This window comes from Clostridium chrysemydis, from assembly GCF_015234215.1.
GTDB classification, from domain to species: Bacteria; Bacillota; Clostridia; order Clostridiales; family Clostridiaceae; genus Clostridium; species Clostridium chrysemydis.
The window spans coordinates 1-23,003 of record NZ_JADEKP010000015.1 but is presented as its reverse complement, the minus strand read 5'-3'; the positions used below and the strand labels follow the sequence as shown (position 1 = coordinate 23,003).

General features: G+C 28.8%; 28 protein-coding genes, 2 tRNA genes, 2 rRNA genes and 1 other annotated feature (1 of these 33 running past the window's edge). Of the genes, 7 read left to right on the top strand and 25 right to left on the bottom strand.

The window, feature by feature from the left end; translation table 11 throughout:
• Nucleotides 1-179: a binding site (T-box leader), on the bottom strand (it extends 8 nt beyond the left edge of the window).
• Between the two features lie 53 nt (nt 180-232).
• Nucleotides 233-910, bottom strand: coding sequence for a 2-C-methyl-D-erythritol 4-phosphate cytidylyltransferase (gene ispD / locus INR60_RS16910; RefSeq protein WP_194192665.1), 678 nt, complete (start codon nt 908-910; stop codon nt 233-235).
• 13 nt (nt 911-923) lie between these two features.
• Nucleotides 924-2,045 carry a PIN/TRAM domain-containing protein gene (locus tag INR60_RS16905; protein WP_194192664.1) on the bottom strand — a complete coding sequence of 374 codons (1,122 nt, stop codon included), beginning with the start codon at nt 2,043-2,045 and terminating at the stop codon, nt 924-926.
• Nucleotides 2,046-2,322: 277 nt separating this feature from the next.
• Here INR60_RS16905 and INR60_RS16900 point away from each other — a divergent pair, with 277 nt between their 5' ends.
• A complete protein-coding gene (locus INR60_RS16900; protein ID WP_194192663.1) occupies nt 2,323-2,721 on the top strand; it encodes a nucleoside triphosphate pyrophosphohydrolase family protein in 399 nt (132 codons plus the stop codon).
• 97 nt (nt 2,722-2,818) lie between these two features.
• On the opposite strand, the gene disA is transcribed toward INR60_RS16900, so the two are convergent.
• The 4 genes from disA to INR60_RS16880 form a co-directional block, all read right to left on the bottom strand.
• Nucleotides 2,819-3,883 (bottom strand): DNA integrity scanning diadenylate cyclase DisA, encoded by a 1,065-nt coding sequence (disA, locus tag INR60_RS16895; protein WP_194192662.1) that lies wholly within the window; start codon nt 3,881-3,883, stop codon nt 2,819-2,821.
• 16 nt (nt 3,884-3,899) lie between these two features.
• Complete coding sequence (gene radA / locus INR60_RS16890; protein ID WP_194192661.1) at nt 3,900-5,267, bottom strand: DNA repair protein RadA; 1,368 nt, start codon at nt 5,265-5,267, stop codon at nt 3,900-3,902.
• Nucleotides 5,268-5,449: 182 nt separating this feature from the next.
• On the bottom strand, nt 5,450-6,178 hold the full coding sequence (gene nagB, locus INR60_RS16885; RefSeq protein WP_194192660.1) for a glucosamine-6-phosphate deaminase: 729 nt from the start codon (nt 6,176-6,178) through the stop codon (nt 5,450-5,452).
• On the bottom strand, nt 6,175-6,897 hold the full coding sequence (locus tag INR60_RS16880; RefSeq protein ID WP_194192659.1) for a GntR family transcriptional regulator: 723 nt from the start codon (nt 6,895-6,897) through the stop codon (nt 6,175-6,177). Before INR60_RS16880 ends, nagB begins: the two co-directional genes overlap by 4 nt.
• A gap of 131 nt (nt 6,898-7,028) precedes the next feature.
• Between INR60_RS16880 and INR60_RS16875 the strand changes: the two genes are divergently transcribed.
• Complete coding sequence (locus tag INR60_RS16875; RefSeq protein WP_194192658.1) at nt 7,029-7,202, top strand: hypothetical protein; 174 nt, start codon at nt 7,029-7,031, stop codon at nt 7,200-7,202.
• Between the two features lie 107 nt (nt 7,203-7,309).
• Nucleotides 7,310-7,537 (top strand): glutaredoxin family protein, encoded by a 228-nt coding sequence (locus INR60_RS16870; protein WP_194192657.1) that lies wholly within the window; start codon nt 7,310-7,312, stop codon nt 7,535-7,537.
• Between the two features lie 45 nt (nt 7,538-7,582).
• Here INR60_RS16870 and INR60_RS16865 read toward each other — a convergent pair whose 3' ends face one another.
• The 7 genes from INR60_RS16865 to INR60_RS16835 form a co-directional block, all read right to left on the bottom strand.
• The gene (locus tag INR60_RS16865) at nt 7,583-7,813 is read right to left on the bottom strand and encodes a glutaredoxin family protein (protein ID WP_194192656.1); all 231 of its coding nucleotides are present in this window, start codon (nt 7,811-7,813) and stop codon (nt 7,583-7,585) included.
• 22 nt (nt 7,814-7,835) lie between these two features.
• On the bottom strand, nt 7,836-8,768 hold the full coding sequence (gene trxB / locus INR60_RS16860) for a thioredoxin-disulfide reductase (RefSeq protein WP_194192655.1): 933 nt from the start codon (nt 8,766-8,768) through the stop codon (nt 7,836-7,838).
• Nucleotides 8,769-8,938: 170 nt separating this feature from the next.
• Nucleotides 8,939-9,379, bottom strand: a complete 441-nt coding sequence (locus INR60_RS16855; protein ID WP_194192654.1) for a MarR family winged helix-turn-helix transcriptional regulator — start codon at nt 9,377-9,379, stop codon at nt 8,939-8,941.
• A 107-nt stretch (nt 9,380-9,486) separates the two neighbouring features.
• A complete protein-coding gene (locus INR60_RS16850; protein WP_194192653.1) occupies nt 9,487-11,928 on the bottom strand; it encodes an ATP-dependent Clp protease ATP-binding subunit in 2,442 nt (813 codons plus the stop codon).
• Nucleotides 11,929-11,964: 36 nt separating this feature from the next.
• Nucleotides 11,965-12,951: an ATP--guanido phosphotransferase gene (locus INR60_RS16845; protein WP_194192652.1), complete on the bottom strand. Its 987-nt coding sequence runs from the start codon at nt 12,949-12,951 to the stop codon at nt 11,965-11,967.
• Nucleotides 12,948-13,469, bottom strand: coding sequence for a UvrB/UvrC motif-containing protein (locus tag INR60_RS16840; RefSeq protein ID WP_194192651.1), 522 nt, complete (start codon nt 13,467-13,469; stop codon nt 12,948-12,950). Before INR60_RS16840 ends, INR60_RS16845 begins: the two co-directional genes overlap by 4 nt.
• Nucleotides 13,470-13,479: 10 nt before the next feature.
• Nucleotides 13,480-13,935 carry a CtsR family transcriptional regulator gene (locus tag INR60_RS16835; RefSeq protein ID WP_194192650.1) on the bottom strand — a complete coding sequence of 152 codons (456 nt, stop codon included), beginning with the start codon at nt 13,933-13,935 and terminating at the stop codon, nt 13,480-13,482.
• A gap of 159 nt (nt 13,936-14,094) precedes the next feature.
• Between INR60_RS16835 and INR60_RS16830 the strand changes: the two genes are divergently transcribed.
• The gene (locus INR60_RS16830; RefSeq protein ID WP_194192649.1) at nt 14,095-14,742 is read left to right on the top strand and encodes an MBL fold metallo-hydrolase; all 648 of its coding nucleotides are present in this window, start codon (nt 14,095-14,097) and stop codon (nt 14,740-14,742) included.
• A 59-nt stretch (nt 14,743-14,801) separates the two neighbouring features.
• On the opposite strand, the gene fdxA is transcribed toward INR60_RS16830, so the two are convergent.
• From fdxA to INR60_RS16795, 7 genes are all read right to left on the bottom strand, one after another.
• Nucleotides 14,802-14,972: a 4Fe-4S ferredoxin gene (gene fdxA / locus INR60_RS16825; protein WP_194192648.1), complete on the bottom strand. Its 171-nt coding sequence runs from the start codon at nt 14,970-14,972 to the stop codon at nt 14,802-14,804.
• 95 nt (nt 14,973-15,067) lie between these two features.
• On the bottom strand, nt 15,068-15,271 hold the full coding sequence (locus tag INR60_RS16820; protein ID WP_194192647.1) for a heavy-metal-associated domain-containing protein: 204 nt from the start codon (nt 15,269-15,271) through the stop codon (nt 15,068-15,070).
• Nucleotides 15,272-15,282: 11 nt separating this feature from the next.
• Entirely contained in the window at nt 15,283-16,188 is a 906-nt protein-coding gene (locus tag INR60_RS16815; protein WP_194192646.1) for a PSP1 domain-containing protein, read from the bottom strand.
• A gap of 4 nt (nt 16,189-16,192) precedes the next feature.
• The gene (locus tag INR60_RS16810; RefSeq protein ID WP_194192645.1) at nt 16,193-17,122 is read right to left on the bottom strand and encodes a DNA polymerase III subunit delta'; all 930 of its coding nucleotides are present in this window, start codon (nt 17,120-17,122) and stop codon (nt 16,193-16,195) included.
• Nucleotides 17,123-17,145: 23 nt separating this feature from the next.
• The gene (locus INR60_RS16805) at nt 17,146-17,475 is read right to left on the bottom strand and encodes a cyclic-di-AMP receptor (protein ID WP_194192644.1); all 330 of its coding nucleotides are present in this window, start codon (nt 17,473-17,475) and stop codon (nt 17,146-17,148) included.
• Between the two features lie 66 nt (nt 17,476-17,541).
• Nucleotides 17,542-18,171, bottom strand: a complete 630-nt coding sequence (gene tmk, locus INR60_RS16800) for a dTMP kinase (RefSeq protein WP_194192643.1) — start codon at nt 18,169-18,171, stop codon at nt 17,542-17,544.
• A gap of 24 nt (nt 18,172-18,195) precedes the next feature.
• Nucleotides 18,196-18,402 carry a sigma factor G inhibitor Gin gene (locus INR60_RS16795; RefSeq protein WP_194192642.1) on the bottom strand — a complete coding sequence of 69 codons (207 nt, stop codon included), beginning with the start codon at nt 18,400-18,402 and terminating at the stop codon, nt 18,196-18,198.
• Nucleotides 18,403-18,529: 127 nt separating this feature from the next.
• Between INR60_RS16795 and INR60_RS16790 the strand changes: the two genes are divergently transcribed.
• Nucleotides 18,530-19,684, top strand: a complete 1,155-nt coding sequence (locus INR60_RS16790) for a zinc-binding metallopeptidase family protein (protein ID WP_194192641.1) — start codon at nt 18,530-18,532, stop codon at nt 19,682-19,684.
• 24 nt (nt 19,685-19,708) lie between these two features.
• Here the strand turns inward: INR60_RS16790 and INR60_RS16785 are convergent, their stop codons facing one another.
• Nucleotides 19,709-20,191 carry a hypothetical protein gene (locus INR60_RS16785; protein ID WP_194192640.1) on the bottom strand — a complete coding sequence of 161 codons (483 nt, stop codon included), beginning with the start codon at nt 20,189-20,191 and terminating at the stop codon, nt 19,709-19,711.
• Nucleotides 20,192-20,464: 273 nt separating this feature from the next.
• Here INR60_RS16785 and INR60_RS16780 point away from each other — a divergent pair, with 273 nt between their 5' ends.
• Entirely contained in the window at nt 20,465-21,415 is a 951-nt protein-coding gene (locus INR60_RS16780) for a magnesium transporter CorA family protein (protein WP_194192639.1), read from the top strand.
• A 93-nt stretch (nt 21,416-21,508) separates the two neighbouring features.
• Nucleotides 21,509-22,411 carry a S66 peptidase family protein gene (locus tag INR60_RS16775; RefSeq protein ID WP_194192638.1) on the top strand — a complete coding sequence of 301 codons (903 nt, stop codon included), beginning with the start codon at nt 21,509-21,511 and terminating at the stop codon, nt 22,409-22,411.
• Between the two features lie 134 nt (nt 22,412-22,545).
• Here the strand turns inward: INR60_RS16775 and INR60_RS16770 are convergent.
• The 4 genes from INR60_RS16770 to INR60_RS16755 form a co-directional block, all read right to left on the bottom strand.
• Nucleotides 22,546-22,619 (bottom strand) — tRNA-Cys (locus tag INR60_RS16770).
• 5 nt (nt 22,620-22,624) lie between these two features.
• Nucleotides 22,625-22,700, bottom strand: a tRNA-Phe gene (locus tag INR60_RS16765).
• Nucleotides 22,701-22,707: 7 nt separating this feature from the next.
• Nucleotides 22,708-22,824 (bottom strand): 5S ribosomal RNA (rrf, locus tag INR60_RS16760).
• Between the two features lie 53 nt (nt 22,825-22,877).
• Nucleotides 22,878-23,003, bottom strand: a 23S ribosomal RNA gene (locus INR60_RS16755); the annotation flags it as partial.

The following is a 23,003-nucleotide window of genomic DNA, read 5'->3' as shown; positions in this document are numbered from 1 at the left end:
CGACTAATAAATCGCGGTACCACCTAAATTTGTATCTTTAAGTAATGATAACGGTATTAAACCGATAGTTTTTGCCTATTACTCAGAAGCTGGTTCAAAATCTAATTTGGAATCTTTCAGCCTAAGGATTCCTCTCTTTAAAAGGTGCGATTTCTACTATTCTTCTTCATAGTCTTTAACCTTTAATTCTATTTTATGCTAACATTATAGCTTTTAAAGAATTTACTGTCAATTAATTATTTAATACTAAATACTCACCTAAAATCAAATCTTCTGGTGTTGTAATTTTTATATTTGTGTATTCACCATCATATAAAAACACCTTATTACCATAAGTTTCAACAACCATAGTATCATCTGTGACTTCTTTACCTTCGGCTTTAATTTTTTCGTGGCATTTAGTTATTAAATCATATTTAAAAACTTGCGGTGTTTGAACTGAAACTAAGTCACTTCTTTTAGGTGTACTTTTAGAAAAAGATTTAAAGTCTTTAACTTTTATAGTATCTTTTGGCATAACACCAGGTGCTGCTGCCCCGTACTCTTTAGCAAATTTTATTCCATTTGATATAATCTCATCACTTACAAAAGGCCTCGCCCCATCATGTATTAAAACTATATCAGAATCTTTGCATTCTTTAAGACCATTATATACAGAATCTTGTCTTTCTTTTCCACCTAAAACAATCTTACTTATATCTAAATCAAACTTCTCTAAAATATTCTCTTTAAAATAATCTATTTCATCTTCTGGTAAAACAAGAACTATATTATCTATATCTTTGTTATCTAAAAATTTTTTAATAGTATAATATAGGATTGGTTTGTTTTTAAGCATTATAAATTGCTTACTAACTGATGCACCCATCCTCTTTCCTCTTCCACCTGAAAGAATAATAGCTGTATTCATATTAATTACTCTCCTAATTGTCTTTAGGTTTTGCAAATATCATTCTTCCTGCTGCTGTTTGAAGAACTGATGTAACTAAAACATCTATAGTCATATTTAAGTACTTTTTACCACCTTCAACTACTATCATCGTTCCATCATCTAAATACGCAACACCTTGACTGTTTTCTTTTCCAAGCTTAACTATTTCAATTGTCATTTCTTCTCCTGGAATAACAACTGGTTTAATAGCGTTTGAAAGCTCGTTTATATTTAAAACTGGAACACCTTGAACCTCAGCAACTTTGTTTAAGTTATAATCATTTGTTACAACTTTTCCGCTTAAAGTTTGAGCTAGTTTTAAAAGCTTTGCATCCACTTCTGCGATTTTAGGAAAATCGCCTTCGTAGATTTGAGTTTCTATATCTAATTCTTTTTGAATCTTATTTAATATATCTAGTCCTCTTCTTCCTCTAACTCTTTTTAAAGAATCTGAAGAGTCTGCTATATGTCTAAGTTCATCTAAAACGAAATTAGGTATAACTAAAGGTCCTTCTACAAAACCAGTTTCGCAAATATCAAATATTCTACCATCTATTATTACAGATGTATCTAAAACTTTTGGAATTGGTTTATGTGCTTTTTCAGCTTCTTTTCTAGCCTTCTTTTCTTTTTGAGCTTTTTCTCTTATAGCACTATTCTTTTTTATATTAACTATCATAGCAGTTATATCGTCTTTTTTATCTACAGTGATTTTTACACCTATTACTGCTGCTAAAATATTAATTAATATAAATAGGATTGGTCCAAGTGGTGCTAAAAAGTCATTTAAAGGACTCGCTAAAAAGAAAACTATTATAAGGGGTATGATAGCGCCTATCGACCCGTATATTATTTCAGCTACTGAGAACCTTCTCATATTTGTTTCTGCTAAACCTATTAAATTTGAAATCCACTTATATATAGTCGGAGAAACCAAATATAAAATAATACCAAAAACTAATGAAATAAATATAACGAATAATACCCTACCTACCGCTGTTGACAGAAATTCTACATTTTGAAAAATATCTATCTTTAAAACTGCTTCCCCTATTATATATCCTAGTAGTAAGCCTATTATAGTGAAAATTCCTCTTATTAATTTTTTTAACATTCCTTCACCTCCCTTTTAAATTCTTGCCATTATATGATAATTAAATTCTATTTAAAATAAAGTTTTTTACTATAAATATAATTTATTTACCGTGAATTAATTATACCATACCATTTTATGGCTTTAGTGAAGTTTTTCTTAAATATAACTGAAGAATATTTATATTTTTCTTATACCCCCTATATTTTAAAGCCATACTGGTTTATCATTAGATTCATAAGATATATTTAGTTACATATAGAAAATTTATAAAATATTGCTAAGGAGTTGAAAAGAAATGAAAGACATAATTTTTGATAAATTTCAAAACTCAGTTGAAGATTCTTTATTACGTCACAAAAGTATTTTAGATACTTTAAGTAAGTATAACGAATCTAGTAGTAGAGTAAATAGAGCTATAGTTAAAGCTGTTACTAATTGCGGTTGTATAGAAATAGATGCAAAAAAACAATGCCTTCCTTCTGATGAAACTACTCTTTTAGAGTATAAAGAGTGTTTATCTAGCCACTTAAAAGGGGAACTTTGTGAAAATTGCAGAGAAGTAATCGAACAAGAGATGGGCAATAACTTATTCTACCTTACTTCCCTTTGCAATTCTTTAGGTGTGAATCTTTATGATATACTTTTAACTGAAAATAATAAAATCGAAACTTTAGGCAATTTTACTTTCAGATAAAAATTAGCCTAAGTACATATTTTTATATACAAAAACTAAAGCGATATTTAAAAATTAAATATCGCTTTTATTTTGCACAATTTTTTATATTTTATTATTAAATTTCTGCTTTTAATGAAATTTGTTCGTTAATTCTTCTTAGACCAGTTCTTATAGCCCTTGCACGAGCTTCCCCAATTCCTTCTACTTGATCTAATTCTTCCGTATCTGCTTCTAAAACATCATTAAAACTATCAAAATGATTGATTAAGTTTTCAATAACATTTGATGGAATTCTAGGTATTTTGCTTAATATTCTATAGCCTCTAGGTGAAATTAAAGTATCAGCTAATGAGCTATATCCGTATCCTAATATTTTTGCTATAGCTTCTAAGTCTATAAGTTCTTGAGGTGATAGTTTTTGGATGTTATTGTATATCTCGTCTATACTCTTTTCATCATCTCCATAATCTTTTATTAAAGATATTCCGTCTCTTTCAACATATCTTACTAACTCATCTAATTGCATAGATATAAGTCTACCTTCATTTCCAAGTTCTAAGATATATGTGTCTATTTCTTCTACTATTCTCATAACCATCTCAGTTCTTTGAATAGCAGTAACTACATCAAAAAGAGTAGTTAAATCTTGGAATTCTAAAAGATTTAAATTATTTATTACTCTCTCAAGTACTGATACATACTTTTCTAGCGTTTGTATAGCTTGGTTAGCCCTTGCAAGAATTACACTACTTTCTCTTAAAACATATTTTAAATCGCCCCTGTATACAGTTATAATATTTCTTCTTTGTGAAATAGCTATAACTATGCTGTTTGTTTGCTTTGCAACTCTTTGCGCTGTTCTGTGTCTAGTTCCAGTTTCAAATGTAGGAATCGTGGCACTTGGCACTAATTGTGCATTTGCACATATTATCTTTTTTAAGTCTTTACTTAAAACTATAGCACCATCCATTTTTGCAAGTTCATAAACATAAGCCGGAGAATATTCTGAGTTTATAGTAAATCCACCATCTACTATTTCCATAATCTCCTCACTATCTCCAAGGACTATTAATCCACCAGTTTTAGCCCTTAATATATTTTCAAGTCCTTCTCTTAATTGAGTACCAGGGCACATTATTTTTAAAATTTTTCTAATTTGAACATCTTTCTCTAATCTCATATACTCACCTATTCTCTTAGAATATCTTACTAATAGCTTCTTTTAAATTATTAATACCTATAACATTTATTTTATTATTTTTAACTTTTTCTTTATTTCTCCAAGGAATAACTGCATTTAGAAAACCTAATTTCTCTGCTTCGTTTACTAATCTCTCTATAGTAGTTATAGGTCTTATCTCTCCTGTAAGTCCTACCTCACCCATAATAGCTACCTTTTCAAGTTTTATTCCTTTGCTTTTTATACTCGATAACAGAGCAATTGCAACTCCTAAATCTGCAGTAGTCCCATCTATATTAAGTCCTCCTACAACATTTATATAAACATCGTGATTATAAAAAGGAACTCTAAGCTTCTTTTCTAACACAGCTAATATTAAACTCAGCCTTTGATTATCTATACCTACAGAAGTTCTTCTTGGCATTGGCGATTTAGTTTCTGTAACTAATGCTTGGATTTCAACTAATATAGGTCTACTTCCTTCCATTATTCCAATAACTACAGAGCCTTCTTGGTTAAAAGTAGTCTCTTCTAAGAACAAGCTTGAGGGATCGTAGATTTCAACTAAACCTTCTTCTCTCATTTCAAAAACACCTATTTCACTAGTAGTTCCAAAACGGTTTTTCATAGTTCTAAGGATTCTAAACTCCTCTGTTCTTTCTCCTTCAAAATATAAAACTGTATCTACCATATGTTCTAAAACCCTAGGACCTGCAAGTTCACCCTGCTTTGTAACGTGCGCTACTATAAATAAAGGAATACCAGCCTTTTTTCCAATTCTCATAAGTTGGTTTGAGCACTCTCTAACTTGTGATACGCTTCCCGGTGCTGACGTGACATTTTCTTTATATATAGTTTGAATTGAGTCAATAATTGCAAACTTTGGATTTATTTCATCTATATATGCTTCAATTGTATCTAAATTAGTTTCTGATACTATATAAAGTTCTTCAGATTTTACACCTAATCTGTCTCCCCTTATTTTGATTTGTTCTTCCGATTCTTCTCCTGAAACATATAAAACTTTTCCATATTTTTTTGAAATATTATTTGCTGTTTGAAGTAAAAGTGTTGACTTACCAATACCAGGGTCACCTGATATAAGTGTTAAAGAACCTTTAACAAGCCCTCCACCTAAAACTCTATTTAATTCTTCTAATCCAGTATCAAATCTCTCTCTTTCTCCAGACTTTATCTGAGATATTGATTTTGGCATATTTTCTTTAGTTAAAGTTTTTACTATTTTATTTTTTTCTTCTGCTTTTGAATCCCGAACTTCTTCTACAAAAGTATTCCAGTTATTACATGAAGGGCATTTTCCAAGCCACTTCGCTGATTCATAACCGCATTCTTGGCATGTAAAAATTGATTTTATCTTAGCCATAGGTACATAACATCCTTTTTTCTATTTTTAATTCCATGAATCTTTCCAGTAATTCTATAATATCATATATTTTATCTATATTACATTATTAACTAAAATTTAAATACCTATAACTAAATATCTATATAAATAAAGAAAAGGACTATCTTTTAATAAGATAATCCTTTGTTTTTATTAATTTACTATTTTATTAAGCTTGCTGCTTGTTCATCAATTACTACAGTAACATCTCTATGCATTTGTAGCATTGTTACTGGGCATTCAGTTGTTATTTTCCCACTAAATAACTCTTTCATAGCCTCTGCTTTTCCTTCACCACTTGCAACTAAAAGTATTTTTTTAGCTTTCATGATTTGTCCAAGACCCATAGTTATTGCTGTTTTTGGAACTTCATCTATTGAATCAAAGTATCTTGAGTTAGCTTGTATTGTGCTTTCTGTAAGACCTGTAAGGTGAGTTCCTGAAACTAAGTGTGAATCTGGTTCGTTAAATGCAACGTGTCCATTATTTCCAACACCTAATAGTTGTATATCAGTTCCACCTAATTCATCTATCATTTTGTCGTAATTTTTTCCTTCTTCGTTTGGATCTTTAGCTAATCCATTTGGTACGAAAGTTCTAGCTTTATCTATATTAACGTGATTGAAAAGATGTGAATTCATAAAGAATCTGTAGCTTTGCTCATGATCCCCTGCAAGACCTATATATTCATCTAAGTTAACTGTTGTTATTTTAGAAAAATCTATTTCTCCATCTTTATTCATTCTTATTAATTCTTTATACATTCCTTCTGGAGTTCCTCCAGTTGCAAGACCTAAAACAGAATCTGCTTTTTCTTTTATTTGTTCTGCCATAATCCCCGCTGCACATTTGCTCATTTCATCATAATTTTTTACTATTATTAATTTCATTTTAAAATCCCCTCTCTCCTCGATATATTGACTTCTAAAATATATTTGTCAGATCTATATACTGATTCTTCAATGAATAATACTTTGTTTTCATCATCTAAAGTTGTTCCATATGTTTTTATAAGTGGAACTATAATATCTACTTCAAATAACTTTTTATAGTATTCATCCATAATAATAGCTTTTATTTCAGATTCAGAATGGTTTATTAAAAGCCCTCTATCTTCTAAAACTTTAAATATAGAACCTATTACAGTTTCTTTATCAAGTTCTCCTGAAATTTCTTTTGGTATATAGATTATTTCATTTGCGATAACTTCGCCATTTACTCTTCTAAGTCTGTTTATTTTATAAACCTTATCGAAGTTTAAAATTTCTTTCATTTTTTTAGGAGTATCGATATATTCCATAGCTAATACTTCTGTTTGTAGTTCTTTTCCTGTTCTTTTAATAATATCTGTAAAACTCATAACATCTTTTTGTTTTACTTCAGGTTCACATACAAATGTACCTTTACCTTTTTCTCTTCTTAAAATACCTTCTTGAACTAATTCCCCAATTGCTTGTCTAATAGTCATTCTACTAACTTCATACTTTTCAGACAGCTCCCTTTCACTAGCTATACAATCGCCAACTAGCCATGTGCCTTCTGCAATTTTCCCTTTTATTGCTTCTTTTAATTGGTAATACACTGGTATTGGACTATTTTTATCTATCATATTTATTCCTCCTAAGTTCATTATACATTTACTTTATCTAGTTGTCTAGACCACTATACAAATATTTATTAAGCATAATAACTCTACTTTTTACAAATAATATAATCAATACATTATTAGGAGTTGATATTATGGTTAATAAACAAGATTTATTTCACAATATTACTTTACATAAAGGTGAGAACATTTTAAAGAGTGAAATTACAACTAATTTAACAGACCAATTTCAAAACCCAAGTTCTCAAAATGAAGTTGATAATTATATTTTAAATTCTAACCTAAATAATAACAGTATAATTAAATAACTTTGAATTATTTTTATTTTTGTTGAAATAGCTACTAAAGTGAGTTAAAATTTAAGAAAACATATTCGGTAATAAAGATTATTTACCAGTCGGATGGAGGTGTTACTATGGTTAAAGTATTTACAACTGACTCTTGTCCTTGGTGCGTAAAAGCTAAAAGTTACCTTACAAAAAAAGGTGTGGATTACACTGAGTTAAACGTACAAGATGATATGGAAGCTAGAGAAGAAATGGTTAGTAAATCTAAACAAATGGGAGTTCCTGTTTTAGATATAAACGGAACTGTTATAATCGGTTTTGATAAAGCAGCTATCGATAAAGCTTTAGAAAAATAAATGAAAAAAGATGTATTGAAAAAAATCAATACATCTTTTTTTATTTTATAAGCTTTCTAAAACCGCATCTATTTCTTTTTTCTCAAAGCCTACTATTATTTTCCCATTGATATCAACTACAGGAACTGTTCTTTGTCCTGAAACTTTAAATACCTCTTCTCTATCTTCGTGCTTATCTGCAACGTCTATAGTTTGGTATTCAAAACCTTTTTTCTCTAAATATTTTTTTACTTTAATGCATCCTGGGCACCATGAAGTTGAATATACTTTTATCATAATGTTTCTCTCCTTTTGTTAACTATTTTAATTTATTTAAAAATTTTTCTGCTTCTAAAGCTGCAATAGTTCCATCTGATACAGCAGTAGTTATTTGTCTATATTCTTTTTCTCTAACATCACCAGCTGCAAAAACACCTTTTATGTTAGTTCTCATATTTCCATCTGTTAAAACATAACCATAGTCGTTAAGTTTTATATATTCTCTAAATATAGCTGTCTTTGGCTCTGTTCCTATATAACCAAATAAAGCTTCTAATTTAACTTCTGATATTTCTCCTGTTTTTGTATCTTTTATTATAGCTTTTGTAACGAAGTTTTCTCCTTCTACATCTACTAAATCTTTATTAAATAAAACTTCTATTTTTTCGTTGTTCATAACTTTGTCTATAACTGATTTTTCACCATTAAAACTATCTTTACGTCTTATTATATAAACCTTCTTAACGAAATTAGTTAAAAATATAGCTTCTTCTAGTGCAGAATTTCCTCCACCTACTACTCCAACTACCTTATCTTTATACATGGCACCATCGCAAACTGCGCAGTAGTGAATCCCTTTTCCAAAAAATTTTTCTTCGTTTTTTATAGGTAGCTTTTTAGGAATAGCACCAGTTGCAAGTATTACAGTTTTTGCTCTATATATAGCTTCCTCTGTTTCTATAAGTCTCTCTTCATCATTAAATTTCACATTTTCAATAATATCAAATTCATCTATATTAGCTCCGGCTTCCTCTGCTTGTTCTTGCATTAAATCAGCAAGGTCTGCTCCACTTATATTTTTAAAACCTGGATAGTTTTCTATTGTATAGCTGTTTTTAACTTGCCCTCCAATAAATTTATCTTCTAATAAAAGTGCTTCCATATTAGCCCTAGCTGCATATATAGCTGCAGTTAGTCCAGCTGGACCTCCACCTATTATAACTAAGTCAATATCTTTAATTTCTTTGCTCAACTATAACATCTCCTTTACCCCCTAGGGGTATAATCTTTTATATAATTATATCACTTTTTTAGAAAATTAAAAGTAAAAAATCTCTTAATTAATAATAATTATCTAATAAAACGCTTTTATGTTATATTTTTTATACAATTAGTCTTTCCCTAACTTTAAAATATAGTCTATTAATTTTCTTTTTCGTTTAAGTTTTTTTGCATTTTACTTAGACCTTCTAAAGTTTTAATTAGTATATCTTTTTCTATATTTTTAACCATTTTTTTATGTATATCCTTTAAAACACTCTCAATACTTTTTATATCTTCTAAAGCTTTATCAGTAATTTTTATATACTTTTTTCTTTGATCTTTTTCATCAGAAGTTATTGAAACTATTCCTTTTTCTTTAAGTTTTGAAATGTTTCTACTTACATTACCCTTATTTATTCCCATTTCTTTAGCTAATAATTCTCCTGTTATATCTTCTCTATCTTTTAATCTAAAAAGAGTTAATAACATAAGTGTTTGGCCTTGTCCTAATCCTCTTTCTTTTAACTTCTCATCTAAATCTTTTTTTAATTCTTTAGATATAAAAAAGATTAAATCACCTATAGCATTAAATTCATCCATCTTAATCACACTACCTTTGTTTTTTTATAATTATAATTTATTTTAGTTGCCTACACAACTTATCAGACAAAAAAAATAAATCGTCAAATAAAATTTGACGATTTACTTTATATTAGGTTTATAAAATGTAATTTATCTCCTTCAATTACTGCTTTTAAACCTATTCCTGATTTTATATTTCCTTTTAAAATTTCTTCACTTATTTTATCTTCAACTTCTTTAGTTATTATTCTTCTTAAAGGTCTAGCACCAAACTCATGCTTATTGCACTTACTTAAAAGATATTTCTTGCTCTCATCTGTAAAGTCTACTTTTATTTTGTTCTCATCTAATCTATCAGTTAATTCTTTAAGCATTATGCTAACTATATCGACCATATCTCCTTCTGATAGCTTATGAAATACTATAGTATCATCAATTCTATTTAAAAATTCTGGTCTAAATGTAGTTTTTAATTCTTCAAGTATCGATTCTTTCATATCCTCATATTCTTCTATGAATTCTTCTTTTATAGAAAAACCTAAACTTTTTTGTTTCTTTAGAGTATGTGCACCAACATTTGAAGTCATTATAATTATTGTGTTTTTAAAGTTTACCACTTTACCTTTACCGTCAGTAAGCCTACCATCTTCTAGAATTTGAAGCAATATATTAAAAACGTCAGGGTGAGCTTTTTCTATTTCATCTAATAAAACCACGCTATAAGGTCTTCTTCTTACTGCTTCTGTAAGCTGTCCTCCTTCTTCATACCCTATATATCCTGGAGGAGATCCTATGAGTTTAGATACTGAATGTTTTTCCATATATTCTGACATATCTATTCTGATCATATTATCTTCATCTGAGAATATAGCTTCTGCTAAAGCTTTAGATAATTCTGTTTTACCTACCCCAGTAGGTCCTAAAAATATAAAGCTTCCAATTGGTCTGTTTGGATTTTTAAGTCCAACTCTAGCTCTTCTTACTGCTTTTGAAACTGAATTAACAGCCTCATTTTGACCTACTACTCTTAAGTGTAATTTATTTTCTAAATTAAGTAGTTTTTCACTTTCTTTTTCAGTTATTTTTTCAACTGGTATCTTAGTCCAACTAGCAACAACCTTAGCTATACTTTCTTTAGTTACCTCTAAAACTCTTTCATTGCACTCAGTTTTAAAGTTTTCTCTTAAATTAGATAATTTCTTTTCTAATTCTTTTTCTCTATCTCTAAACATAGCTGCCTTTTCAAACTCTTGCTTTTCTACAGCCTCTATTTTTTCATTTTTTAATTCCTTTATATCCTCTTCTAATTTAAGTATATAATCTGGCTCTTGTATACTATCTATCCTAAGCTTTGCTGAAGCTTCATCTATTAAATCAACTGCTTTATCTGGCATATACCTATCTGTTATATATCTATCTGATAATTCTACAGCTGCATTTATAGCTTCTATTGATATAATTACCTTATGATGTTCTTCATATTTGCCTTTTAACCCTTTTATTATCTCTAAAGTTTCTAATTTTGAAGGTTCATCTACAGTTATAGGTTGAAATCTTCTTTCAAGGGCAGCATCTTTTTCTATATGCTTTCTATACTCATCTATAGTAGTTGCACCTATACATTGTATTTCCCCTCTTGCAAGAGATGGTTTTAATATATTTGAAGCATCAATAGCACCTTCTGCACCACCTGCACCTATAATGCTATGAATCTCGTCTATAAAAACTATTATATTTTCATTTTCTTTAATTTCATTCATTACATTTTTAAGTCTATCTTCAAACTCGCCTCTGTATTTTGCCCCTGCAACTAAACTAGTTAAATCTAAAGAAAAAATCCTCTTATTTTTTAACATCTCAGGAACGTTACCTTTAACTATTCTTTGAACCAAGCCTTCAACTACAGCAGTCTTACCTACTCCAGGTTCTCCTATAAGGCATGGATTATTTTTTATTCTTCTACAAAGAATTTCTAAAAGTCTTCTATTTTCATCTTCTCTTCCTATAACAGGGTCAAGTTTCCCCTCTCTAGCTAATTTATTTAAGTTTCTACCGTATTTTAGTAGGGTTTTTATATTTTTTCTATCTAATTCTTCTTCCTCTTCTTCAAAACTTATTTCTTCCTCTTCTGATTTATATAAAGATTCCATAACCTCGTCTTTAATCTTTTCAAATCCTGTAGCTATATTCTTTAATATAGAATATGCTAAGCCCTCTTCTCCTTCGATAATAGCTAAAAGCATATGTTCAGGACTTGCATATTTATGATTAAATTTTTTAGCTTGATTAAGACTTTCTTCTAAAACAAATTTAGCCCTTGGAGTTTTAGCTATAGAATAAATTTCTATATCATCTTCCCCTTCTCCAAGGATACCCTTTAAAGTCTCCTTTACACTTAAAAGAGTCACGCTATGGTTAAATAGTATATTAGAAGCTACCCCTTGCTCTTTTATTACTCCCATCAGAATATGCTCTGTACCTATATAACCGTGCTTTAAATTTTTTGATTCAATTCTTGCTTTTTCTAATACTTCAAGTGATCTCTCTGTAAATCTTTCTTGTCCCATATACTTTTCTCTAATACCTCCTTAAATTATCAAACCTTAAAGTAACTCTCTAACTACTCGTGCTCTTTCATAATTTAATTCTTTAAAATCTAAATCTCTTTTTAATTCTTTTCTAATTAATGCACTTCTAGATAAAACAGTTATCTTGTTTAGTTTTGATTTTTCTATATCTAAGAAGCCTAGTTCAACTCCAAGTCTTATATCCGATAATAAATTTAAAACCTCTATTTGGTTTAAAAGCCTTGAATATTTTAATATTCCGTATGATCTATAAACTTTGTCCTCAACCTCTTTAAAAGATTTGTTTAAAAGCTCATATCTTAGATTATTTTCTTTCCTTACTACTATTTTTATAGCCTCTTTAAGGTTTTTAATAATCTCTTTTTCACTCATACCAAGACTTATATAATTTGCTATCTGATAGAGATTTCCATAAGCATTTGCTGTATTGCCATATATACCTTTTATACTAATACCTAATCTATTTAATTCTTTAGATAAATTAAATACAAGGTCTTTCGAAACTATTGTAGGTATATGTATCATTACAGCAGCTCTCATTCCGGTACCTAGATTTTCAAGCTTTGAAGTTATAAATCCAAGTTCGCTATCAAAAGCGTACTCTATATTTTCTTCTATATTGTCATCTAGTTCACTTATATTTTTATAGGCTTCATCTATATTGTATCCATTTTCTACCATTTGTAATCTTAAATGATCATTTTCATTTATCATTGCTGTAAAAGTTTCGTTTTTGCCTATAATAACTCCCGAAATGTCTCTATTTTTTTTAACACCGCTATTAATCAAATTCTTTTCTTTATAGCTTTCATACTCTAAGTTGTACTCCCAAAGCCTATATATTTCACTCTCTTTTACGTATTTATTTATAATATTTTGAAGCCTATTAAAAAGTTCTCTTCCTTCTGTTTTTTCTAAAAATAAAGGGAATTTATAACCTCTTATATTTCTTAGTATTCTAAGTCTGCTGCTAACTACTAAGCTATAATCTAATTCTTTCATTTTTCTTCTCTCTTTATATCACTTATTATTTCATTTATCTTATCTCTTATAATTGCAGCATTTTCATATTCTTCTTTTAAAATGGCTTCTTCAAGGCTTTCATTTAAACTTTTTAAACTATTTTCAAATGTTACTTTTTTTATTTTACTTTTTGGAATTTTACCTTTGTGAATTTTACTGAAATGTATCTTTTTTATTTTAGGAATGAGTTTTTTTCTGAAGTTTAGATAGCAATTCTCACAACCTAAAATTTCTTTTTTTTCAAAATCTTCGAATTTTAAGCCGCAAGAACTGCATTTTAGGATATTTTCTTTTTTAGTATTATCTACAAGTTCTAAAAACTTATCTAATAAACTATCTACGTTTAACTTTAAATCTTCGTTTGTTATATCTGATATATCTTTTGTTGTCATTTCTTTTGCACATTTATGACAAAGCCAAATACCTTCTTTTTCACTTTCATTTATGCAAACTAAATGGATTATTGCTTCATTTTTACTACACTTTTCACAAAGCATTATTACCTCCTTAAGAGATTATTACCATAAGCATTCCTTTTAATATATCAGAACGTAATCTATTTCTATTATCAGATGATGCTAATGTTTTATCGTTCATAGATATTTTTATGAGTTCATATTCCTTTTTATTAATCAATTCTGTTTCTAATAAATTATCTATTAACGCAATAGCATTATGATATGTAATGCTATCTCCTATAGATTCTTTTATAAGCTTAGTTCTATTTTCTGAATCAACGTGTCTAACCTCTTTAATTAAAATATGACCTCCGCCACCTCTACGGCTCTCTATAACATACCCTTTAGCGTAGGTAAATCTAGTTGTTAACACATAATTTATTTGTGATGGTGCACACCTAAACTGGTCTGCTAATTCATTTCTTTGTATATAAATTTTATGATCTTCTTCATTTTTAAGCATCTCTTTGATGAACTTTTCAATTACATCTGTTAATCTTGCCATTTTTGCACCTTCTTTTTAAATTGTTTTTGACTTACTTTGATATTAACACTATATTAATACTTTTCTAATTATTTTTCAAGTTTAGTCAAATTACATTAGGATAATTTAACCATTATATGTGCATAATAATACTAATTTATAAAGAGAGGTATTACATAAATGAATATAACTTGGCTTGGAAATTCTACTTTCCTAATTAAAACAGAAATAGGAAAAAGACTTCTTATAGACCCTATAAATAAATTTCATAGTTGTAACATAAAAGAATTATCACCAAATGTAATAACATTTAGCGATTACTCTAAGAATTATATATGCTTAGATGACTTTGATCCTACTACAAAAATAATTAAAGAACCTGGAATTTATGACTCAGAAATAGGCCAAATAATTGGAATTAAAACTTATAGTGATAATTTCTTTGGTGCAAAGAGAGGAGAAAACACTATATTTGTTTTTGAAATTGATGGATTTAAGATTTGCCATTTAGGATATTTAGGATGCCCTTTAACTTCTAATTTATTAGATGATTTAAAAGGCCTTGATGTATTATTTATACCTGTAGGTGGTAATGTAAATCTAAACTCAACAGAAGCATATAAACTATGTAAAACTTTATCACCTAAAGTTATAATCCCCATGAACTATAAAATAAGTAATTTATCTTTTTTATTTGATGATATACAGCCCTTTATACTTCTTATGAAGGATGCATATAAAATTCAAAACCAAACTTTGAATTTAACAAAAGAAGATTTGACTTTTTATAAAGAAAAAGTAATAATTCTACCCTTTAATTCTAAATAAATTAAAAAAAAGATCGTTTTTTCTTAAAGAAAAAACGATCTCTTTTTATAAGTAATATACTACTCTTGTACTGGTGCTCCTACTGGACAAACATTAGCACAGTTTCCGCAATCGATGCAAGTATCTGCGTCTATTACGAATTGAGTATCTCCTTGACTTATAGCATTAACTGGACATTCTGGTGCGCATGCTCCACAGCTTACGCATGAATCTTGTATTACAAATGCCATTAAAAACACCTCCTAAATTTTATGGTATTAAAACCACCCTTATTTTATCATACTTGAGTTTTTTTTGAAAGAGTTAAAAGTAAATATGTAGCAACTTATATTACCGTATATCCTAAATTTTCAATAGAATCTATTATATCGTCTTCTTTTAAATATACTTCATTAAATATAACTACTACTTCTTTTTTAGATAAATTTACTTCGCTTGCAATAACTCCAGCATTACTAGCTATTGCACCTTGAATTTTTTTTACGTCATTTGAACTGTTTAGTCCAGCTACTCTTAGTAAAGCCTTCATTATTCCTCCCCCTATTTCTCCTTAATAAGTTGCTTTATTAACTTCTTATCTTCAGGATTTTCTATTTCTAATCTAACATCTTTTTCGTCAACTATATCTTCATAGCTTCCTTCTATTAGATCTACTTCTTCTATTTTATAAATTTCAAGAATTTCTTCTTCGCCTCTTTTAAGTCTGACTTTTACATTTTCTTTTACTATGTTATTTTGAATAACTTCACCGTTTCCATCTGGTGTATCAACTATAGATCCAACCTTTGGAAGACGCTTTCTAATATCTTCATAAGTTGATTGCTCGTAATTTAGACAGCACATAAGTCTCCCACAGATACCTGAGATTTTAGTTGGATTAAGTGAAAGATTTTGTTCTTTTGCCATTTTTATAGAAACTGATGCAAAATCTCCAAGGAAAGTAGAACAACAAAGTGGTCTTCCACAAGGTCCAAGACCTCCTATCATCTTAGCTTCATCTCTAACACCTATTTGTCTAAGTTCTATTCTAGTTTTAAAGATAGTTGCTAAATCTTTTACAAGTTCTCTAAAGTCTACTCTTCCATCTGCTGTGAAGTAGAATATTACTTTGTTATTATCGAAAGTGTATTCTACATCTATAAGCTTCATATCTAACTTATGTTCTAATATTTTTTGCTCACAAATTCTTAAAGCTTCTGATTCTTTTGCTTTATTCTCTTTGTGTTTTTCAATATCACTTTTATCAGCTACTCTTAATACGTTTTTAAGAGGTGATATTATTTCTTCTTCATCTATTCCTTTAACCCCGACAACGCATTGTCCAAATTCAATTCCTCTTGCCGTCTCAACAATAACATAATCAAATTTGTTTATGTTTAATTCTTGAGGTGCAAAATAATATATTTTCCCTGCTTTTTTAAATCTCACTCCTATTACTTTTAACATAACTTTATACCTCCAAAAAGCCCATAAGCATAATATCAATATTTATAGAAAAATTAGTATTATTTTTAAAGCCTACCCTTGCTTCTTTAATATACTTTATCATTCCTTCTAATCTTTTATATGACATAAGTTGATTTAATTCATCTATTTCAGATATCTTATCTGAATTTATTATCATATCATTATTATTTAATTCTTTAAATAATATTATATCTCTTATAAAAAGTTCTATTACACTTAATAACTCTTCTTTCTCATCTTTAAACTTTAAAAATTCTTTTTCATATTTTAATATCGAATCTACATCTCTTTTACTTACATCTTTTAGCATAAGTAAAATTAAATCTCTCATTTTTTCAAGAGATTCATCATCTAAAAATCTTTCTGCTCTTCCTGGAATACCGTGTGCATAAGCTAATGCAGATTTAATTATATTTTCTTCTATTCCCGTTCTTCTATTTAATACCTCTAGCATTTCTTCTTTGTTTAATGGTGTAAGCTTGTATATTTGACACCTTGATTTTATAGTTTCTAATATTATTTCAAGGTTTGTAGTTAAAAGTATTATAAAAACTCCATTTGGTGGTTCTTCTATTGTTTTTAACAGTGCATTTTGTGCTTGAACTGTAAGCTTCTCTGCATTATGTATTAAAATTACTTTTCTATCACCTTCATATGGTTTTTTATTTACTTCTTCTATTATCTTTCTAACTTCATCTACACCTATTGTTGCCTTTTTTGCTTTATATATTACAACATCAGCATTTTCTTCACCTAAAGGCTTATTTATTATTTTAGAAGAGAATATATCTGCTAATATACTTTTCCCAATCCCGTCATCACCAGATATTAAATGAGCGTGAGATAGTGTATTGTTTTCTGCCCTTCTCATAAATCCATCTATGATATTTTTATGCCCTACGAAGTTTTGCAATACACCCTCCTCCTCTCTCTCTATTAAACTTTAACAAATTTATCAACATCAACTACAAATATAGTTGCACCACCTACATTTACTTCTAATGGATACTGCATGTACATCCCACTATTTCCTGTAAGAGGTGTAGATGTTGATACTACTTCCGTTCTTTTTTTACATATGTCACTTATTATGTCTATAACTTCATCTACTTTTTCTTTATTGACCCCTATCATCAAAGTCGTATTCCCTGATTTAAGGAATCCCCCAGTTGTAGCTAACTTTGTTACTCCAAATTTTTTAGAACTTAGAGCATCAATTAAATCAATTGAATCATCATCATTAATTACAGCTATTACTAACTTCATATAAAACCCTCCACTTTAAATATACCATATACTATTATATTACCATAAACTTCTATATTTAAGATATTAGTTTATTAAGCCATTAATAACAGATTTTACATTTTCAAAGACTTGTTCGATTGGAAGAGACGCATCTATTTTAACCATTCTATCTTTATTTTGATTATAAACTATCTCGTATCCTTCTCTAACTTTATAATGGAAGTCTAATTTCTCTAAATCTAATCTATTAACTTCTCTATTAGAGTTTTTGTTAATCCTTTCAAGTCCAAGTTCAGGTTCTATATCAAATAAAATTGAAATGTTTGGCATATAATCGCCTATTGCAAATTTATTTATCTTATAAACTTCGTCTATACCTAAACCTCTTGCGTAACCTTGATATGCTAGTGATGAATCTAAAAATCTGTCACATAAAACTATTTTCCCTAAGTCTAAAGCTGGAATAACTTTTTCTACTAAATGCTGCCTTCTGGCTGCTGCGTAAAGTAGAGCTTCTGTTCTTCCATCCATACTAGTATTTTTAGTGTCTAAAATTACTTCTCTGATCTTTTCAGATATTTCTATACCTCCAGGTTCTCTAGTTTTAATACAATCTCTGCCTTCTTCTAGTAACCAGTTATATATCATATCTATCATAGTACTTTTACCAGAGCCTTCTCCACCTTCAAATACTATAAATAAACCTTTTTTCATGTCTAAATCTCCTTATTGATAATGTTATCTATAAATGTTTATAACCCTCTCAACGCACTTATTATATTCTTTACTTTTCATTCTTGCTTTTAAGATAGTTCTCTCGCAAGCCTTACAAATAAGTTCGCCATTTACAATTATACCATTATCCTTAATCATACCACAGACCACACAAATATTTTCTATATTTTTTTCTTTTAATTTTTCCTTTAAATTATTATTTTCTTCCATAAATAATACCCCCAGTTCCTTTTTATAACTGAATTATTGCCGATAAAAATATTTAATATACATAAATAAATAATTTTCTTTATCTTGGTAAAAATAATACTGATTAATTTTTGGGAGGGCATTTATTATGAAACAAAAAATGATTAGTTATCTTTCAACTTGCGATATTGAATTTGAAAATTTATGTAAATACATGTATGAAAATCCTGAAGAAAGCTACAAAGAAAAAGAAGCTTCAAAAGAAATTTGTAATTTACTTAAAAAACATGATTTTAATATAGAAACTGAATTTTTAGATATTCCTAATGCTTTTATAGCTACAAAAGGAAATACATATCCTAGAATTTGTTTTTTATGTCAGTATGATGCTATAAAAGATAAAGGGCACATAACTGCCCACAACGCTCTAACTACAACTTCTTGTATTGCTGGAGTTTGTTTAGGTGAAATATTAAATCACTTAGATCGCGGTTCTGTAGTTATTATAGGTTGTCCTGGAGAATATTTAGGTGGAACTAAAGACGTAATGCTAAAGCAAGGTATCTTTAACGATATAGATGCAGTTTTGATGGCTCACCCTGATATAACAACTTGCGAAAGCGGATCATCATCTGCAATTATCCCTTTAAGCATTCAATTTAAAGGAGAAGATGGTTTATCCTTTTTAAGTCAAAAAGAATATACATCTTTAGATGCGGTACTTCTTACCTTTAGCATACTAAATACTCTTATGAAAGGATTCCCTGAAGGTGTTGAAGTAAATTATATTCTTTCAGAAGGTGGTAAAACACCGCTACTTATTCCCTTAGAATCAGAAGCTAAGTTTTTTATAAGGGCTAAAAATATAGACCTTGCTTTAGTTATTGAAAATAAAATAAGAGAAATAGCTAGATATGTAGGGAAACTTATGAAAGTATCTCCTTCCTATTCTTTATATGAACCACCTTATGAAGAGTTAGTTAGTAATACTACATTAAACAGATTATTTAGTCATAACTTTAAAGAGTGTGGGGTTATTAATATCTGTCACAATAGAGATATTAATGCTGGTATAAGTTTAGGTGCTATAAGTAAAAAGGTTCCTGCTATACACCCTTATTTTTCTATTATAGAGGACGAAAAAACTCAATATGGAACTTCAGAATTTGCAAAATGCACCGTAACTGAGTTTGGATTAGATATGTGTAAAAAAGCTGGGCTTGCTTTAGCTTTTACTGGACTTGATCTTATAACAAATGATGTTCTTTTAAACGAAGCAAAATCAGAATTAACAAAAAAATAGCAGAGACTTTTGTCTCTGCTTCTTTTATTTAACCATATACTTTTTTACTCTATCAATAAAACTATTGCTAGGTTTAAAATTAAACTTATAGTATTTTCCGTCCTTTTCATATACACAACAATGTCCAGGTCCTAATTTTTCACACATAAAGTGACCTATTGATCTTGCGTTGTATTTTTTTGACTCGCCTGCTTTAGAGCCTATATAAGCTATATCATTTATCTTAACGCTTATCAAGTTGTCTTCAGACTCTCCTGATATTTTATTTATTATAAGCTTGTTTGCAATTATTGCATACTTATAATAAACTTTACAACTTCTATATTCTTTAATGATTATATATAGAGTTAGAAATAAAACAATTAAGTTTAATATTAATAATGTTTTGTTGCTATCAAAGTCAATGTGCTTAAGGCCCTCATGTACATATAACATAAATGTTATTACAAATAACACTATAGCTATAACAGGAGCCCTTCTTCGACCAACAACCTCTTTATGCATCATAGTTAAATCCCCCATTGTCGATTTGAAAATTCTTATATTATATGGAGATTATACTAGTTATTTATATTTTATACCATAGTTGTTTTAATCTAAATACTGGCTATTATTCCTCATAAAAATTGATTAAGTGAAATTACCTTGCTTATACTGATTATTTTTATTGTTTACTAGTAGTATCTCTTTTTATTCATTTCATTTTTTTATATATTTGTGAATTTACCTATATATAATGCTCTTTTATTGTATAATATAGATATATTCGGAGGTTATATTATGATTCAAATATTTAAAAATACTATAGAAAATAATCCTACTTTGAAAACATTAGATAATATAGAACCTGGTTGCTGGATTAATATAGTTGCTCCATCTGATGAGGAGCTTATATTAATCTCTAAAAAGACTAACGTTCCATTAGATCTTTTAAGAGCTTCTTTAGATGATGAAGAAACATCACGTATAGATATAGAAGATAATGATATAACTTCTATAATAGTCGATATTCCATTTACAGAAATGGAAGACAACTCTTTAACGTATGATACTTATCCTTTATCTATAATTCATACTAAAGACGCCTTAATTACAGTATGTTTAAAAAACAGTAAAGTCTTAACTGATTTTATTAATAGTAGGATAAAAACATTTTTTACATACAAGAAATCAAGATTCACATTACAAATTCTAAATAGAATTTCTACTTACTATTTGCTTTACTTAAGACAAATAGATAAAAAAAGTTTAATGATAGAAAAAAGACTTCACAAGTCTATGAAAAACAGAGAACTTATTCAATTACATTCTTTAGAGAAATCTCTAGTTTATTTTTCTACATCACTTAAAGCAAATGAAATAACATTAGAAAAAATGTTAAAATTAGAACTTATACAAAAATATGATGATGATAAAGATGTTTTAGAAAATGTTATTATCGAAAATAAGCAAGCTATAGAAATGACAGAGATATATAGTAATATCCTTGCAAGTACAATGGACTTTTTTGCATCAGTAATCTCTAACAACTTAAATATAGTCATGAAAGTTCTTGCATCAGTTACAATACTTATGTCTATCCCTAATATAATAGGTGCTATTATGGGTATGAACGTAAAATTCCCATTTAACGTAGATGCACCTGAACCTTTTTATATAATAATGATTCTAACTATTGTACTATGTTCTCTAGTAGGATTTATTCTTTATAAAAAAGATATGTTTAAGTAGCATTATAACTTTTAAAATCATATAAATATAATAACAATATTTAAGAGAGTAGATAAAAAAGTCTACTCTTTTTTTTAGGAGGTTTTTATATTTATGCCTAAAGGAAAACTATTAAATAAAAATTCTACTATTGGCATAATCTCACCAGCATCACCAAGTCCTAAAATACTTATAGATAAATTTATATCTGATTTTAAAAGTTTAGGTTATAAAATTAAACTTGGAAATTGTTTATATGAAGAAAATAACTACTTAACGGGAAGTGATAAAGATCGTGCAAAAGAAATTATGGATATGTTTCAAGACCAAAGTATAGATGGAATCATATCCTTTAGAGGGGGCTTTGGCTCTATTAGAACCTTACCCTATTTAGATATAGATAAAATAAAAAGAAACCCTAAATTTTTTTGTGGGTTTAGTGACTTAACTGTTCTTTTAAATTACTTTTCAAATAATGGCATTATAACATTTCATGGTCCTATGATTAAATCTAATTTTAATGAAATAATAACTAAGACATACTTTGAAAGAATATTAACTTCTCCTTCTAAAGGTCTTATTTATGATATTTTAGGTTATAACGATTATAATAAATGTTTCTCTGGCTATATCAAAGGTGGAAATTTAGCTATGATATGTTCAACACTTGGAACTCCTTACGAGCCTAATTTTGATAATAGCATATTAATATTAGAAGAAATAAATGAACCACCATACTGTATAGATAGACTTTTAACTCAATTAATTCTATCTAATAAACTAAATAACTGTAATGGAATAATCCTTGGTCACTTTACAGATTGTGTAGATGAAAAAATAGATTCAGATTGCTTAATTAATATGATAAAGAAAAGATTATCTAGTTTAAATATCCCTATAGTTTCAACTCTTCCGTTTGGTCATGACTATCCTAATGTTACTATCCCTATAGGTGCTTATGCTCACTATGATAATAAATCAAATAAACTAGTAATATGTGAGAATGTTTTAAGATAGTTATCCCCATTTCAACAGATTAAGCTTAATATTCAGTGGATAACTATTTGATTTTTTATTTTTCTGTGGATATCTTTTTTATTTTTAAATATAAAAAATAAAAACCTGCAAACAAACTGTTTACAGGTTTCTTATGGAGGCGCCACCCAGATTTGAACTGGGGATAAAGGTTTTGCAGACCTCTGCCTTACCACTTGGCTATGGCGCCGTATATGGTGGCTCGAGCAGGAATCGAACCAGCGACACGAGGATTTTCAGTCCTCTGCTCTACCGACTGAGCTATCGAGCCACACTTTACCTAGCAACGTCCTACTCTCCCACACAGTCTCCCGTGCAGTACCATCGGCGCTGTAGAGCTTAACTTTCCTGTTCGGAATGGGAAGGAGTGTTTCCTCTACGCCATCATCACTAGATATTAGAGATGTTCTCTAAAAATTGCATATATATATTTAGTTGACTATTTTAATTGGTCAAGCCCTCGACCTATTAGTATCAGTCAGCTGAATGTGTTGCCACACTTACACTCCTGACCTATCAACCTTGTGTTCTTCAAGGGGTCTTACTAGCTTACGCTATGGGAAATCTAATCTTG